13 protein-coding genes and 1 tRNA gene are annotated in these 12,079 nt (G+C 71.4%); 11 read left to right on the top strand and 3 right to left on the bottom strand.

Features of this window, described 5'->3' with window-relative positions; all coding sequences use genetic code 11:
- From AB0J52_RS12005 to AB0J52_RS12035, 7 genes are all read left to right on the top strand, one after another.
- The coding region (locus AB0J52_RS12005) for a cobalamin-dependent protein (RefSeq protein WP_500181590.1) at nucleotides 1-414 on the top strand (414 nt) is incomplete at its 5' end.
- A complete protein-coding gene (gene meaB, locus AB0J52_RS12010; RefSeq protein WP_500181591.1) occupies nucleotides 411-1,391 on the top strand; it encodes a methylmalonyl Co-A mutase-associated GTPase MeaB in 981 nt (326 codons plus the stop codon). The genes AB0J52_RS12005 and meaB, both read left to right, overlap by 4 nt.
- A 148-nt stretch (nucleotides 1,392-1,539) precedes the next feature.
- Nucleotides 1,540-2,520, top strand: a complete 981-nt coding sequence (locus tag AB0J52_RS12015) for a GNAT family N-acetyltransferase (RefSeq protein ID WP_500181592.1) — start codon at nucleotides 1,540-1,542, stop codon at nucleotides 2,518-2,520.
- Nucleotides 2,521-2,688: 168 nt separating this feature from the next.
- A complete protein-coding gene (locus AB0J52_RS12020; RefSeq protein WP_500181593.1) occupies nucleotides 2,689-3,324 on the top strand; it encodes a GAP family protein in 636 nt (211 codons plus the stop codon).
- A 276-nt stretch (nucleotides 3,325-3,600) separates the two neighbouring features.
- The gene (locus AB0J52_RS12025; RefSeq protein ID WP_500181594.1) at nucleotides 3,601-4,437 is read left to right on the top strand and encodes a hypothetical protein; all 837 of its coding nucleotides are present in this window, start codon (nucleotides 3,601-3,603) and stop codon (nucleotides 4,435-4,437) included.
- 527 nt (nucleotides 4,438-4,964) lie between these two features.
- Nucleotides 4,965-5,035: transfer RNA gene (locus AB0J52_RS12030), tRNA-Asn, on the top strand.
- 25 nt (nucleotides 5,036-5,060) lie between these two features.
- Nucleotides 5,061-5,501, top strand: coding sequence for an HNH endonuclease (locus tag AB0J52_RS12035; RefSeq protein ID WP_500181595.1), 441 nt, complete (start codon nucleotides 5,061-5,063; stop codon nucleotides 5,499-5,501).
- Nucleotides 5,502-5,723: 222 nt separating this feature from the next.
- Here the strand turns inward: AB0J52_RS12035 and AB0J52_RS12040 are convergent, their stop codons facing one another.
- Nucleotides 5,724-6,923 carry a PP2C family protein-serine/threonine phosphatase gene (locus tag AB0J52_RS12040; RefSeq protein ID WP_500181596.1) on the bottom strand — a complete coding sequence of 400 codons (1,200 nt, stop codon included), beginning with the start codon at nucleotides 6,921-6,923 and terminating at the stop codon, nucleotides 5,724-5,726.
- A 169-nt stretch (nucleotides 6,924-7,092) separates the two neighbouring features.
- Between AB0J52_RS12040 and AB0J52_RS12045 the strand changes: the two genes are divergently transcribed.
- Together AB0J52_RS12045 and AB0J52_RS12050 are read left to right on the top strand one after the other, a co-directional pair.
- The gene (locus AB0J52_RS12045) at nucleotides 7,093-7,914 is read left to right on the top strand and encodes an ArsR/SmtB family transcription factor (RefSeq protein ID WP_500181597.1); all 822 of its coding nucleotides are present in this window, start codon (nucleotides 7,093-7,095) and stop codon (nucleotides 7,912-7,914) included.
- 55 nt (nucleotides 7,915-7,969) lie between these two features.
- Nucleotides 7,970-8,476, top strand: a complete 507-nt coding sequence (locus AB0J52_RS12050; protein WP_500181598.1) for a hypothetical protein — start codon at nucleotides 7,970-7,972, stop codon at nucleotides 8,474-8,476.
- A gap of 148 nt (nucleotides 8,477-8,624) precedes the next feature.
- Here the strand turns inward: AB0J52_RS12050 and AB0J52_RS12055 are convergent, their stop codons facing one another.
- Nucleotides 8,625-9,629, bottom strand: a complete 1,005-nt coding sequence (locus AB0J52_RS12055; protein WP_500181599.1) for a hypothetical protein — start codon at nucleotides 9,627-9,629, stop codon at nucleotides 8,625-8,627.
- A 109-nt stretch (nucleotides 9,630-9,738) separates the two neighbouring features.
- Between AB0J52_RS12055 and AB0J52_RS12060 the strand changes: the two genes are divergently transcribed.
- Nucleotides 9,739-10,341 (top strand): DUF1349 domain-containing protein, encoded by a 603-nt coding sequence (locus tag AB0J52_RS12060; RefSeq protein ID WP_500181600.1) that lies wholly within the window; start codon nucleotides 9,739-9,741, stop codon nucleotides 10,339-10,341.
- A 57-nt stretch (nucleotides 10,342-10,398) separates the two neighbouring features.
- Here AB0J52_RS12060 and AB0J52_RS12065 read toward each other — a convergent pair whose 3' ends face one another.
- On the bottom strand, nucleotides 10,399-10,797 hold the full coding sequence (locus AB0J52_RS12065) for a VOC family protein (protein ID WP_500181601.1): 399 nt from the start codon (nucleotides 10,795-10,797) through the stop codon (nucleotides 10,399-10,401).
- A 93-nt stretch (nucleotides 10,798-10,890) separates the two neighbouring features.
- On the opposite strand from AB0J52_RS12065, the gene AB0J52_RS12070 reads away from it, so the two are divergent.
- Complete coding sequence (locus tag AB0J52_RS12070) at nucleotides 10,891-11,880, top strand: helix-turn-helix transcriptional regulator (RefSeq protein ID WP_500181602.1); 990 nt, start codon at nucleotides 10,891-10,893, stop codon at nucleotides 11,878-11,880.
- The last annotated feature ends 199 nt before the right edge of the window (nucleotides 11,881-12,079 follow it).

Genomic DNA, 12,079 nt, shown 5'->3' on the forward strand with positions numbered 1-12,079 from the left:
GTGGGCCCGCTGTTCCAGACGCCCGGCGAGGTCGCCCGCCAGGCGGTCGAGGCCGATGTGCACGTCGTCGGGGTGAACTCGCTGGCCGCCGGGCACCTGACGCTCGTCCCGGCGCTGCGCGCCGAGCTCGCCGAGCTGGGCCGCGACGACATCATGATCGTCGTCGGCGGCGTCATCCCGCCGCAGGACTTCGACGAGCTGCGCGCGGCCGGAGCCGCGGCGATCTTCCCGCCCGGCACCGTCCTGGCCGAGGCCGCCCAGGACCTCCTGCGCGACCTCGCCGGCCGCCTCGGCCACGACCCGACGTCCGGCCAGGGCGCGGTGTCAGAGCAGGGCGCGGCGTCGGACCAGGACGCGGTGTCAGAGCAGGACCCGGCGTCCGGCCCCGGTGACCGGGAGGTCGGCGGCGCGTGACCCCACCGACGCTGGAGGACTACGTCACCGGCGTCCGGGACGGCTCGCGCGCGTGGATCGCCCGTGCGATCACGCTGGTCGAGTCGTCCCGGCCGGACCACCGCGCCCTGGCGCAGCGGCTGCTGGTCGAGCTGACCCCGTTCACCGGAGGGGCGCGCCGGATCGGCATCACCGGCGTGCCCGGCGTCGGCAAGTCCACCTTCATCGACGCCCTCGGCACGAACCTCACCGCCGCCGGCCACCGCGTCGCCGTGCTCGCCGTGGACCCCTCGTCCACCCGCTCGGGCGGCTCGATCCTCGGCGACAAGACCCGGATGAACCGGCTCGCCGTCGACCCCGGCGCGTTCATCCGGCCGTCCCCGACCGCCGGGACGCTCGGCGGCGTCGCCAAGGCCACCCGCGAGGCCATGGTCGTCATGGAGGCCGCCGGATACGACGTCGTCCTGGTCGAGACGGTCGGCGTCGGGCAGTCCGAGACGACCGTCGCCGAGATGGTGGACACCTTCCTGTTCCTCACCCTCGCCCGCACCGGGGACCAGCTCCAGGGCATCAAGAAGGGCGTGCTGGAGCTGGCCGACGTCATCGCCGTGAACAAGGCGGACGGTCCGCACGCGCTGGAGGCCAAGCGCGCCGCCCGCGAGCTCGCCGGCGCGCTGCGGTTGCTGCGCAGCGACGAGCGCGTCTCGGACACCCCCGTACTGACCTGCAGCGCCATGGAGAACTCCGGGCTCGACAAGGTGTGGGAGACCCTGGCCGCCCATCACGACCGGCTGGCCGCGTCCGGCGAACTCGACCGCCGCCGGCGCGCGCAGCAGGTCCGGTGGACCTGGGCCATGGTCGAGGACCGGCTCCGCACCGAGCTGCACGCGCATCCGGCTGTGCGGGATCTCGCTCCGAAACTCGACGCCGAGGTCGCGGCGGGCACCCTCACGCCCGCCCTCGCCGCCGCCCGCATCCTCGCCGCTTTCACCCGCTGAGCAGGAACGACGGCGCGCCGCCGCCGGGCGGCGCGGCGGGGGACGGGACGGCCGAGAACGGGCCGAACCGCTCACCGCGTTCCCGCGGCGCCGTATCGGTTGAGTCGCGTCCGGCTCGCGGGCCGCCCGGATCCTGTAGAAAGTGCTGATGGACGTCATCGCGCTCGATGATCCGACCGACCCCCAGATCCGGGGATGGCACGAGGTCCTCGCCGCCGTGCACGCCGCCGAGCCGGACGGCGAACCCGCCCCGCAACCGCACCAGACCGCCGCCCGCCTGCTCGGCTCCGAGCAGGGCTCCCGGCAGCGCCTCTGGACCGTCCAGTCCGGCCCGGCCGTGATCGGCGTCGCGGCCCTGCGCCTCCCGGGAGAGTCCGGGGCCGGACGTCCCGGCGAGATCGACATCCGGGTCCACCCCGCGCACCGCCGCCGCGGCGTCGCCGCGCGCCTGCTCGCCGTCACCGCCGACGCCCTGCGCGCCGACGGCCGCACCAGCGTCATCGCCCAGGTCCTCGCCCGCCCGCCCGCGGTGGGCTTCCTCGAGGCGCACGGTTTCCGGCTCGTCCTCACCCTCCAGGGCCTGCTGCTGCGGCTGCCCGACCTGCCGCCCGGCCGGGTGGACGCCCTGCTCGCGTCCGGCCCGTCCGGGTACGACCTGATCCGCTGGCCCGGCGTGGTCCCCGACGAGTACGCCGCCGCCCTCGCCAAGGCCAAGCACGCCATGGCCGACCCCGCCCAGTACGACGGCGCGCCCTGGGACGCCGACCGCGTCCGCGAGATGGCCGAGATGGTCGCCAAGCGTGGCGACGACCTCTACACCGTCGCCGCCGTCCGGAACGGGGCCATCGCGGGCTTCACCGAGATCGTCGTCCCGGCCGACGCGTCCGGGAGGGCCGCCCAGTACGACACGGCCGTCGTCCCGGAGCACCGCGGCCGCCGCCTCGGCATCTGGGTGAAGGCCGCCATGCTCTCCTGGCTCGCCGCCGAACGCCCCGAGGTCGTCGAGATCGAGACCGACAACTCGGGCGACAACGTCCACATGCTCGCCGTCAACGAGGAACTCGGCTTCCGCAGGGAACGCGAGTCCCGCGAGTACCTGGCCCAGGTGACCGACCTCCCGGCCCTCTGACGCGGCGTGCCATGAGACCCCGTGGAGGTCGCCACCTCCTGGTCAAGAGCACGGCCGGACTCGGATAAACCACCGGTTCCCTCTCTATCGCGACGCCCGGCAGGGGAACCCTCGGTAACGGGGGCGCGGTAGGCCGCCTCGTCCCGCCTGGGACCCACCGGGGGAACCGTGACTCTTCAAGTGCTTCCGCTGGCCATCACGATGATGGCCGGCCCGCAGATCATGGCCGCGATCATCCTGGTCACCACACCCAGCGCGGTGCGGGTCTCGCTGGCGTTCCTGCTCGGCGTGCTCGTCGCGGTGACCGTGGGGGTGTCCGTCACGCGCGGGATCTTCGCGCTGGTCGGCCACGGCGTCTCGCTGGGCGACTCGTCCGACAAGTCGTCGACCGGCAAGATCATCCAGTACGTGCTGGTCGCGCTGCTGATCGCCATGGCCCTGCGGAACTACCTCAAGCGCGCGACGGTGAAGCCGCCCAAGTGGCTCGGCGCGCTCATGAACGCCGACTCCCGCAAGGCCTTCACGACCGGCCTGCTCATGGTCCTGCTGATGCCGTCGGACATCATGGTGATGCTGACGGTCGGCGCCAACCTCGAACAGCACCACGCGGGAGTCGGGTCCGCGGCGGTGTTCGTCCTGGCCACCGTCCTGATCGCGGCGCTGCCGCTGCTCGTCCTGCTGCTGTTCCACAAGCGGGCACGGAACGCCATGCCCGCGATACGGGACTGGATGAACAACAACAGCTGGCTGGTCAACATCGTCTGCTGCCTGATCTTCGTCGTCATCATCCTCGTGGGCAGCTGAGGCCGGAGGACGCCCTCTCGGCGGAGCCGACGGGACGGCGTGGGGGCCAGACGTGTCGAGGGCCTGGGGTCGTGCGGGCGGGTTATCCACAGGTGGGCGGTCGGCTTCCGAAGTGCGGGAGTGCGCGGCCAACCTGGTGGGACAGCGTTCCGCAAGGGGACGCCCGACACCCGGGAGCAGCCCGTGCCGCCGACACGTTCCGCCCGCCTCACCACCCGCTTCCTCATCGCGTCCCCGACGCCTCGGACCCCGGTCGCGTACGCCTTACGAGCTCTCTTGCCGGAGCTCACGCCCGATCCCGACCTGCGCCTGCGCGCCAAGCGCTTCCTGGCGGCCGACGACCTTCCGCTGCTGGGACCGCCCGTGCCCACACCGTCCCCTTGGACGGAGCGCCTGCGAAGCTGTGCCGGGCTGGAGAGCGAAGTGGCCCGGGTGCTGGACGTTCCGTACCACCGCCTGATCGAAGCGCGGCTGAGCCGAACGTCCCTGCCCGCCAACCTCCAGGCGGTCCGTCTGTTCGCCCGCGCCGTCGCCGCCGACACGGGCGGCATCCTCGTCGATCTCGACTCCGGCCAGGTGCTGGCCGGGGGACCGGAGCCGTCCACCTTCGTCCTGGCTCACGGCTGGATCGGGGTCTTCGTCTCCCCGGACGGCGACGGCCTGATCCGCGCCGACACGTGCGGTCTCCACCGGTTCGGCCTTCCCGAGGTGTCCGCCCGGCACGCTCCGCTCGGCCTCGTCCACGCGGCCGCCAACCTCACCCGTGGGCTCGCCTACCGCCTGGCCACCACGCACCACCCCGCGCTTCGAGCCTCAGACGAGCATCCGCCGACGACGTCCCCGTCCGCGAGCCTCACGCGATGCGCCACGACCGACGTCCTCCGGTTCTGGGGACTGCCGGCCGCGCGCGGCCCGTCCGTCACGGTGAAGCTCGTCCCGGCCGCGACAACCTGCCCGGAGTGCGAAACCGCCCTGGAGGCCACCCCGCCCGGCCGCACTCCCGCGACCGAGTGGTGGCAATCCCAGGCGACGACCCTTCCGCCCCATCCGCGCCCCACCCCGCTGGATCAATCCGTCCAGCACACCCACTCGACAACACCCCAGCCTTCCTGAGCTCGGCGATCCTCTGCGGCCGAAAGGAGTGGTGACTTCACGCGCCCAACCCCGGAAGTTGTGCGCCCAGTGCGTGCCCCCGAACGGCGAGACCACCCCCTCCCGGCCGTCCAGCTTCAGCACCGTCACCGACCCCGGGGCACGCCTGTACGTGGGGGCAGCCCGATGGCGTCACCTCGTCGGGCTCGGGTGGTCGGTGAACGGCAACAGCCGAAAGGGTCGGTGTGCGGACAGGGCGGAGTTGCCGTCCACTCGATTCAAGCCTTGGGCGGCGGGGGAGTCACTACTCGACATCGGACATCCAGGGGCAGGACCGCCATGCGCTGACGCAGGCCGTGAAGCGGACACGGCCGTGGGGCGCGGGCTGCGCTGCCACCGCGTCTCCGCCCGGGGCGTGGTCACTGCAGGCGGTGCGCTCGGGAGGGAGGCGAGGAGGGAGGGGAAAACCCGTTGCTGGGAGGTGGGGCCGGTAGGCAGGCTGTTCTCGGGCTCCGGAATGCCGGGGTTCCGAGGAATTTGTAGTCCATTCCCTTGTGGTTCAAAGGCAGAACGCCGCACTGTTAATGCGGAAATCCAGGTTCGAGTCCTGGTGGGGGAGCGGCACGTGGTCGAGGAGGTGAGCGGTGAACGTGCTCGTGCTGAACGCGTCCTATGAGCCCTTACAGAAAGTGGATCTGCGGCATGCCATCCGCATGCTCGTGCGTGAGGTGGCGGTCGTGGAAGAGGCGGAGGAGGGGCGCACCATCGGCCGGTTCCCGGTCCCGAGGGTGCTCCGGCTCGTCCGCTACGTCGCCATGCGCTGGCGCCACGGCAGGCGTCCCCCGTGGAGCAAGCGCGGCGTCTACCTGCGCGACCGCGGCCACTGCGCCTACTGCGGCGGACGCGGCAACACCATCGACCACGTGCTCCCGCAGTCCCGGGGCGGCGGTGACAGCTGGGAGAACACCGTCCTCGCGTGCGGCCGCTGCAACAACCGCAAGGCCGACCGCACCCCGTCCGAAGCGGGCCTGATCCTCCGCCTGAAGCCCCGCATCCCCCACTGGGAGGAACTCGTCGGCCGCTGACCCGAACCCCATCCCCTGACCACGGCGACCACCGGCTCCGCGACCTCTCGTTCAGCGCGACCGCCGCAATGCGGGCGTGCTCAGTGAGCACCTCGCACGGCGGACGGTTGCCGTGGTCAGGGGCTTCCGCGGCCACCGGTGGTTCACTCTCTCGTTGACACCCGTCCAAGCGCGGCGCTGGAGGGAAGCGCTGGCTGCGGCTCCGTCTGCGGCCGAGGGTGGTTATGTGGCGGAGCCTGCTTGGGTTTGGCGGCCTTCGGGGTGGGGGCCGTGCCAGTCGAGGCACATGATGGTGGCGTCGTCTTCGAGTTCGCCGTTGGTGGCTTCGTGGACCGCGCCGGTCAAGGCCTGCACGACCTCACGGGGATGCTCGGCAACCGTGTCGTGCATGAGGGCGGGAAGGTCGACGTTTCCGGCTTGGCGTTCCTGCATTCCGTCGGTGTAGAGCACGAGGCGGTCTCCGGGGCGGAGGTCGATGTTCTGCACGTGGTAGTCGGCGAGCAGGGGAGTCCCGAAGGGCAGGTCGGGAGTGAGGAAGAGCTGCTCGACCTTGCCGGCACGAAGGAGCAGGGGCAGGGGATGGCCGGCGTTGACCACCTGGACGCCCTGACCTTTCAGTGAGACGCGCAGCAGCAGGCCGGTGGCGAGAGCCTCCCGGCCGTGGTCGAGGAGTACCTGGTGGGTGCGCGCGGCCTGCTCGACCAGGCCGCTTCCGTCGCGGCGGGCGCCTCGCGAGGCGTTGACCAGCAGGGTGGCCAGCAGAGCGGCGTTGAGGTCGTGGCCCATGGCGTCGGTGATCGACAGGTGCAGGGTGTCGCAGTCGAGGGAGTAGTCGTAGGTGTCGCCGCCGATGCTGTCGGCGGGGACCAGGGCGGAGGCGAGCGTGAACTCGGCCCCCTCGCAGCAGGTCGCCGCCGGTAGCAGCTGGTGCTGGATCTCGGCGGCGAGGCTGACGACCGTGGTGCGCTGGCCCCAGTGGTACAGGTCGGTGAAGCGGCGGTCGGTGACGATGATGTACGCCAGAGCGTGCGCGGTCCTAAGGATCTCCTCCCGGACCTTCTCGGTGACCTCCGGCAGCGTCAGTTCCAGAACGCCGATGGTGTCGCCGCGGTTGGTGACGGGCGCGATCACGCACTGCCCGCGCTCGCCTGCCGAGGTCGTGGTCAGCTCCTGCGTGCGCAGCACCTCCTCGTAGACGCTGCCGGCCAGGGGGATCTGCTCGGCGGTCCGGCCCTGCTGGGTGGCCGCCTCGTCGTTCAGGCGCACCAACCGCCGGCCGAGGAGGTCGGCGAACAGGAACGACACCTCCACCGCGTCGAACCGGTCGCGCAGGTTTCGGGCGACCACGCCGACGGATGCCACCGGCGCCGCGTTCTCGGCCGCGGCCAGAATCTCGCTCAGCCCGAATCGCTCATCCGGCACAGCGCCCCCTCCTCTCCCCATCTTTGTATCCCCTACCTGCGGCGATGTGATGCCCGCCAAACACGCGGCGCGCTCTGAGGGGGCGCCATCCGACCAGTTGCCGGCGGGTCGCGGCCGGCGGGGGGAGCGTGTTTGACGATATGCAGGTGAATGCCTGCATAATGGGAGGGTGAGTCTGGAAGCCGAGATGATGGACGCGGCCTTCAGGGCCCTGGCCGATCCCACCCGGCGGGTCCTGCTGGACCGGCTGCGTGAGCGGGACGGGCAGACGCTGGGTGAGTTGTGCGAACGGCTGGAGATGGCGCGCCAGTCGGTGACGCAGCATCTCGACGTGCTCGTCGGCGCCGGCCTGGTGACCGTGGTGCGGCGCGGACGGCAGCGGCTGCACTACCTCAATCCCGCGCCCATCCACGAGATCGAACGGCGCTGGATCGCCGAGTTCGACAGGCCGAGACTGCAGGCCCTCAGCGCCATCCGGAACCAAGCCGAGGAGTACGCCATGACCGACGCATCCGCCTCCGCATCCACATCCGTGCCGAACTACGTCTACGTCACCTACATCCGCGCGAGCGCCGAGCAGGTGTGGCGCGCCCTCACCGACGCCGACCTGACCGCCCGCTACTGGGGGCACGCGAACGTCTCGGACTGGCAGCCGGGTTCGTCCTGGGAGCACCGGCGTGTGGACGGCTCGGAGAAGGTCGATGTCGTCGGCCGCGTCCTCACGGCGGAACCCCCGACCCGGCTGGTGATCACCTTCGAGGACCGGCCGGACGCCGTGACGCCGCGCGAGCCGTCGGTCGTCGAGTTCCTCGTCGAGCCGCACCAGGACATCGTCCGGCTGACCGTGACCCACGAGAACCTCCCCGACCGGGAGATGCTCGCGGGGATCTCGCGGGGCTGGCCCGCCGTCCTGGCGAACCTCAAGTCCCTGCTCGAGACCGGGGACGTCCTCCCGCAGGCGCCCTGGGACATGTCCCCTGCACATGCCTGACCAGCACCTACTGTCGCGACCACGCACGATACGCACCCCCGGAAGGACGCGCCTCATGGGTTCCGCTCAGCTCGAAACGGCCTACCAGTCGCTGCTCGACGCCGCGACCACTGTGACGGGCTCCGGCGATGCGAGTGCACCGCCACCAGGTGAGTGGACCGCCGACCAGATCCTGGCGCACGTCTCGCTCGTCACGGCGACCACGATCGCGACCGCCTCCGCCATCGCGTCCGGCGTCAACGCCGCCTACGACAACCGCATCGCGCTCGACACCTGGACGATCGACCGCGTCATCGCGCTCGCGGGCGGCACCGCCGGCCTCCTCGACCGCCTGCGGTGCCAGGCGAACGCGTTGTGTGCGCTGGCCGGACAGGCGCTGAGCGAGACCGAACTCGACACCATGGTGCCCACCCGCTTGCTGTCGAACGGTTCCTGCCTGGTCGATCAGCTCGTGCCACTGCGGGAACTCTTCGCGGGGCTCGCCGACTCGGAACTTCCCGGCCATACGCGGCAAATCCAGGTTCTCCTCCCAGCCGACGCGCCCATCGCGACCACGGTCTGACGGCTGTCGCCGTTCATGCCCTCGATGCCGTGTGTTCGAGGCCGAAGGCGGACGTCCCGCTGGGCCGCACCCGGTCGACGCTGCCAAGTCCGGCGTGGACGGCACGGCGAGGGGATCTGTCGAGCTCGCGGGCTTCGGTTCCGGCCGGTCAGTGCACCGAGGTGTCAGGCTCGTCCATGTTCCATGCGGTGGGGAGAGGGTTCCCGCAGGCGGCGCAGACGTAGTGGTCGTCTTTGACGATGTTGCTCTGGCGGCATCGGCGGCAGCGCCGGAAAACGATCGGCTGGGTGAACGCCGGCGGATGGTCGAGTGCGGCTCGGGCGAGGGCGGCCTCGACGGCAGGCCAGGAGGACGGGTCGGGGCAGTAGCCGGTCGACAGGTTGCTGATCTCGCTGACCGTCCAGGCGCCGCGACTCGACGCGAAGGTGATCTCACCCGCGCCGAGCACGGGTTTCCGCCCCGCGCAGGCGACGTGCTCGCTGCGCTGCGGTGCGAGACGCAGCGTCCCGTCCAGGTCGATGACGTAGGTGAACGGGTCCTCGGGACTCTGGGCGGTCTGCCGGATCAGCCAGGCGTCGAGGTCGTCGTGGGAGGTGATCGCGTGCCCTCGACGTCCTGGCTGGACCCGGTCAAGGATGTCGGCGGGGCCGACGTAGCGGTACTCGCGCGGGCGGAGGAGGCGCAGGGACGCGGCGAAGGCGGAGAAGGTCGGTGCGACGGTGCGCCATGCGTACTGGCGCGGATCGGTGAAGATGTCGCTGGCCACCACGCGAGGGTCGGATGTGCTGGTGCGGTAGTCCAGCGCGATGGCGACGTCATCGCCGGCATGCCGGTTGATCGCGATGAGGACGGCCAGATCGGCGTCCAGCCAGGGCAACTCCACGGGGCCGGTGGCGGTCCTGCCTCGCCTCAGCCGGAAGGCCTTGGCGGTCGCCTCGTTGGCCGTCAGGAGAGCCAGCATCGACCGTGAGCTGCGGCGCATCGCCTCGTAGTCGGCGAGGAAGTCCAGCGGGTCCTCGAACCAGGGCATGATCTCGCGCAGGAGGCCGTCGCCGGGATGCCGCCAGCGCCCCGTCTCCAGCAACTCCACCAGCAGCGACGGCAGGACGAGCCCGTGGATGCGCGCGGGACCCCCAGCCGACATCTCGGTCATAGGGGTCACTCTGCCACCCCGGCCGGAGACACGGCGAGGGAGCGGTGACGTGCTCGTCGTACGCTGTCCGGAACCCGTAGGCCCCGACCGCGATGGCGAAGGACGACGCGTGGATCAACAGCATGAGCTGGACTGGAACGACGCCGCCTGGCTCAACCCGCCCCTCGCCACCGCCGTCGACGGCACAGATCTGCTCGTCACCACCCGGGAGAACACCGACTTCTGGCGCACCACCGGCTACGGCTTCGTCCACGACGATGGCCATGCGCTCCTCACCGCATTTCCCGCCGATGCCGCCGTGGAAGTGACGTTCCTGGCCCGGTTCGACACCCTGTACGACCAGGCGGGGCTCATGGTCCGGGTGGACCAGCGCAGATGGATCAAGGCGGGGGTGGAGTGGACCGACGGCCTCCCGCACCTCGGGGCCGTCGTCACCCACGACCAGTCGGACTGGTCCCTGGCCCCGGTCCCCGACTGGGACGGCCGGCTGGTCACCATCAGAGCCAGCCGCGCGGGCGACGCGATCACCGTCCGCGCTCGCACTGAGGAGCATCCCTGGCGGATGGTTCGCTTGGCGCCTCTTCCGCCCACCGCGTCCGCCATGGCAGGCCCGTTCTGCTGCTCTCCTCAGCGAGCCGGGCTCCAGGTCCGCTTCACCCGCTTCGCTCTGGGACCCGCGGACAAGGCCCTTCACGAAGACCCCGGCAACTGATCGAACGGTCGGGGAGTGCCCTGGACTGTTCGCCGCCGGGTCGCGGTGGGCGCCGTCCTAGCGGGCGTGCTTCTCGATGGCCGCCGGGGTGACGGGGGTGAAGAAGTTGACGAGGTTGCCGTCCGGGTCGCGGAACAGCAGCGAGCGGTTGCCCCAGGGCATCGTGGTCGGCTCGGTGACGACGTCGGTCACGAACCCGGTCAGGTTCTGGTGGACGCGGTCCACGTCGTCCACCAGGAACTCGATGATCACGCTGTGGTTGGCCGCGGGGCGGGCGGAGTCCGGCGCGAACAGCGGAACGGTGCGGGTGCTGCCGATCGCGAGGGTGGCGTGGGCGGTCCTGAGCTCGGCGAAGTCCTCGGTGGCCCAGGTCGCGGCCAGCCCTGTGGCCCGCTCGTAGAACCCGACGAGGCGGGCGATGTCGCCGGTGATGATCCGGATCGAGACGAAGTCCATGGTGATCTCTCCTTGGCTGTGCTGAGGTCGTGTCCTCGCAGGTTAGGAGAGATAGTGGACAGAATCGGTCCGGTATTCGCCTAGGCTGGGAAAATGCCCCGTCCCACCGCCCGCGTGCTGACCCTGCTGGAGCTGCTGCAGTCGGGCGGCGTCCGGACCGTGGCCGAGCTCGCCGACCGGCTCGGCGTCGAAGGGCGCACGGTGCGGCGGTATGTGGACCAGCTGATCGACCTCGACGTGCCCGTGGAGTCGGTGCGCGGCCGTTATGGCGGGTACCGGCTCGGCCCCGGGTACCGCATGCCGCCGCTCATGCTCAGTGACGACGAGGCGCTGGCCGTCCTGCTCGGCTTGATCGCCGGACGGCGGGCGGGGTTGGCGACGACGGACCGCACGGCGCGCGAGACGGCGTCCGCGAAGATCCGGCGAGTGCTGCCGAAGCACGTCGCCCACCGGCTCGACACGCTTCTGGAGACCCTCGACTTCACCGACCGGCCCGGCGAACCCGACGCTCCCGATTCCGGGGTGCTGCTCACGATCGCCGACGCGGTGCGTCACCGCCGTCCGGTCACCATCCGCTACACCGGCCAGGACGGACGGCGCAGCGAACGCACGCTGCACGCCTACGGGATCGTGGCCCACTCGGGCAGGTGGTACGTCACCGGTGAAGACCCCGCGGTCGGCGAGGAGCGAACCTTCCGGCTCGACCGCATCGCGGACGCCCGGGCCCTGCCCGGGTCGTTCGAAGCGCCTGCGGGTCCTGATTCGGCGCAGCGCGTTCTGGCCGGGTTCGCCACGGCCGAGTACCGGTACGAGGTGACTCTGCGAATCCACGGGACAGTGGAGCAGATCCGAGCGCACCTCCCCGCCTCCGTCGCGATCCTGGAAGAACTCGACTCCGAAGCGGTCCCGGAGCAGGACACCGAGCGCTGGCTGCGGGTCGAGGTACGGGCGGAACGGCTCGACTGGGTGCCTCCGGTGCTCGCCGCACTCGACCGGCCGTTCGTCATCGAACGTCCCGACGAGCTGCGCGATCTCGTCCTCGCGCTCGCCGACCGCCTCGCGTCCCACGCCCGCCGGGCCTGACCGCGCCAGAGCGGCCCGCGCCGGAACGGACCGCGCCGGTCGGGGGTCAGACCAGGGCGGTGGTGATGAGGGTCGCGCCTCCGGCGAACGAGACGGCCAGGACCCCGGCGCGGGTCGCGGACAGCGGCAGCCGCGGGGCCAGGGCCATGCCGGTGGCCGCGCCGAGCGCGAGCGCCGGGACGGTCGGCCAGGACGGGAG

This window comes from Spirillospora sp. NPDC049652 (assembly GCF_040675125.1).
Classification (GTDB): Bacteria; Actinomycetota; Actinomycetes; order Streptosporangiales; family Streptosporangiaceae; genus Spirillospora.

Bases quoted from the DNA above. Each gene is read 5' to 3' on its own strand.
- AB0J52_RS12065 (WP_500181601.1), bottom strand. From the start codon at position 10,797: ATGGACTTCGTCTCGATCCGGATCATCACCGGCGACATCGCCCGCCTC.
- AB0J52_RS12055 (WP_500181599.1), bottom strand. From the start codon at position 9,629: ATGACCGAGATGTCGGCTGGGGGTCCCGCGCGCATCCACGGGCTCGTC.
- AB0J52_RS12070 (WP_500181602.1), top strand. From the start codon at position 10,891: ATGCCCCGTCCCACCGCCCGCGTGCTGACCCTGCTGGAGCTGCTGCAG.
- AB0J52_RS12050 (WP_500181598.1), top strand. From the start codon at position 7,970: ATGGGTTCCGCTCAGCTCGAAACGGCCTACCAGTCGCTGCTCGACGCC.
- AB0J52_RS12015 (WP_500181592.1), top strand. From the start codon at position 1,540: ATGGACGTCATCGCGCTCGATGATCCGACCGACCCCCAGATCCGGGGA.